2 protein-coding genes are annotated in these 2860 nt (G+C 70.9%); one reads left to right on the top strand and one right to left on the bottom strand.

Annotated elements, in window-relative coordinates:
* Positions 1-7 precede the first annotated feature (7 nt).
* Positions 8-1210 (top strand): epoxide hydrolase family protein, encoded by a 1203-nt coding sequence (locus JWR81_RS13975; protein WP_297651403.1) that lies wholly within the window; start codon positions 8-10, stop codon positions 1208-1210.
* Between the two features lie 213 nt (positions 1211-1423).
* On the opposite strand, the gene JWR81_RS13970 is transcribed toward JWR81_RS13975, so the two are convergent.
* Positions 1424-2614, bottom strand: a complete 1191-nt coding sequence (locus JWR81_RS13970) for an alpha/beta hydrolase (protein ID WP_297651401.1) — start codon at positions 2612-2614, stop codon at positions 1424-1426.
* Between the last annotated feature and the right edge of the window lie 246 nt (positions 2615-2860).

Here is a 2860-nt window from a genome sequence, read left to right as displayed (position 1 = left end):
CCGTAGGGTGGGTCTCATGCCGGACGACCGGCCCCGCCCCGAGCCGTTCACCCCGCAGACCGCCCCCGCGGCGCTCGAGGACCTCCGCGCGCGGCTGCGCGCGACGCGCTGGCCGGACGCGCCCGAGGACGCCGGGTGGTCGCTCGGGACCGACCTCGCCTACCTCCGCGAGCTCGTCGCCTACTGGGCGGACGGGTTCGACTGGCCGGCGCAGGAGGCGGCGCTGGGGCGGCTCCCCCGCTTCCGCGTCCCGCTCGGCGGCCTCGGGATCCACTTCGTGCACGCCCGGGCCGCCGCGCCGGCCGGGCCCGTCCTGCCGCTGGTCCTCAGCCACGGCTGGCCGGACTCGTTCTGGCGCTACGCGAAGGTCATCCCCCTGCTCACCGACCCCGGCGCGCACGGCGCCGACCCCGCCGACGCGTTCGACGTGGTCGTGCCCGACATGCCGGGCTTCGGGTACTCCGACCGCCCCACGGGCCCGCCGCTGGACGCCATCGCCGTCGCCGATCTGTGGGCCGGGCTCATGGGCGTCCTCGGCTACCCGCGGTTCGGCGCGGCGGGCGGGGACATGGGCAGCCACGTGAGCCGCTACCTCGGGCTCGACCACCCCGACCGGGTCGTGGCCGTCCACCGCACCGACGCGGGCCTGCCCGTCTTCACCGGCGACCCGGCCGACCTCGCGCCCGAGGAGCGCGCCTGGCTCGAGGGCGCCGCGGTCTGGGGCGCGACCGAGGGCGCCTACGCCGCCATGCACCGCACGAAGCCCCAGACCGCCGCCGTCGGGCTCACCGACTCGCCAGCTGGGCTCGCCGCGTGGATCGTCGAGAAGCTCCGGGCGTGGAGCGACTGCGACGGCGTCGTCGAGCGGCGCTTCACGAAGGACGAGATCCTCACGAACATCACGCTCTACTGGCTCACCGCGACGATCGGCTCGTCGATGCGCATGTACCGGGCGAACGCCGCGATCCCGCCCGCGCAACACGCCCGCCGGGTCGAGGTGCCTTCCGGCTTCTCGCTGTTCGCCGGCGACATCGTCCGCCCGCCGCGGGCGTGGCTCGAGCGCACGGCGAACGTCGTGCGCGTGACCGAGCCCGCACGCGGCGGGCACTTCGCGCCGTTCGAGGAGCCCGAGCTCTACGCGCAGGAGCTACGCGCGTTCTTCCGCCCCTACCGGGCGGCGGCTGACCACAACTCAGGAGACACGTCCTAGGGCGCCTTCTCCCTTGCGCTGACGGTGAAGGTCTCCGCCTCACCAAGACGGTGCCGTCGGAAGCGAGAGCGACGATGCCGTCGCGCATACGTGAGAGCTGACGGCAGCTATGTGTGAATGTCTGCGATATCGCCGACCCGGCCCGAACACGCCGGTGCCGGGCCGCTGTTCCCTCAGAGCGGCCCGGCATCGGCACGCGGTACTGCGAATCGATCAGCCCTGGGCGGGAACCTTGCCCTGCAGCCAGTCCATCGACGCCCCGAAGGCCCCCGGAGCCTGGTAGAAGGCATTCAGGTCGTGACCCGGGCCCTTGACGACGTAGGCGTCCACGGAGGGCGCCTGGGGAAAGAACGGCTTCTCCTGCTGCACGACGCGCTCCGCCGAGGAGCAGTCGGTGCCCAGGTCCAGCGGCTGCTGGCTGCAGAAGATGCCGTCCTTGGACCCGTTGATGATGAACACCGGGACGTTCACTTTCAGCGGAGTGGCCTCGACGAGCGGGTAGTTCACCAGTTCGCTCTGCGTCACGGTGCCCTTCGTGGCCTCGTCCCGGGTGATGATCCGCGGGTCGACGTCGGTGCTCGGCGCGTAGTAGAGGCCACGGTGGGTGCCGGGGCGTGGGGTGATGTAGCCGGGGTCGAGGTTCGCGCCCGTGAACTGCGGGTCGAGCAGCGCCGGGTAGTCGCTGGTCTCGATGTTCACCGGAGTGCCGATGTCGACCTTGTGGCTGAAGCCGGTGAGGATCACAGCATCGACGTCGCGGAAGCGCGACGCCTCGATCATGCTCGTGAAGCTGCCGTAGGAGTGCCCGACCAGCGCGACCTTGTCGAATCCGCCCTGCTGCCCGTCGATCTTGCCCTCGCGCAGCGCCTCGACCACGTCGTGCAGCGCGGTGGAGTTCGAGGTGATGTCGACGAACGTGGACAGCGGGTGGCTGCTCTCGCCGTTCCCGATCCGGTCGATCGACGCCGTCGCGTAACCGGCCTTGGCCGCCGCAGCCTCCCAGGAGTAGGTGTCGGCGTCGGGGTTCGCGGGGTCGGCGATGTTCCAGTAGCGGTGGTCGTAGGTGATGCCGTGGGTCAGGATCTGGACGGCGTTCGGGGTACGTCCCTCCGGCAGGCACAACTTCACGACCACGTACTGGCCGTTCTTCTGCTTGTCGAGCGTGAGCCCCAGATCGGAGCCTGGCGCGACGACGACACCCGGCTGCAGATCGACCGGGAGCTTGCTGGTCGTGCAGGTCCGTCCGTTGTCAGGGGCCACGGACGCGGCCACGACGTCGGGGTCGGAGTTCGGGCCGGCCAGCGCCACACCCGCGCCGAGGACACCGGCCGCCGAGGCGAGGGCCGTCACCGTCACAAGGCCGGCGATCGTTTTGCGCCGTGTCGACCCCAGGGGGTTCCTCATCGATACCTCCAGTCGAGAACGCAGCTGGGGAGCTGGTCAGCGTGCTGCGCTCGACGTGATCAACGAGGGTCCACCCCATACGATCCGGACCTTCGCGCGATCCAGGGCCTTTGGTGTTGTACTCGGCGAGACGGACTTATCGGGCACCTGGGCTCCATCCGAACCCGGCACCGCTCAGAGATCGGGGGAGTGCGACGGGCTGGGGATCTCCTCACCAGAACCCGGCGTGGACGGGCAAGGACGACC

The sequence above is a fragment of the Pseudonocardia sp. genome (assembly GCF_025965585.1).
Taxonomy (GTDB): Bacteria; Actinomycetota; Actinomycetes; order Mycobacteriales; family Pseudonocardiaceae; genus Pseudonocardia.
This window is presented reverse-complemented; position numbering and strand designations above follow the sequence as displayed.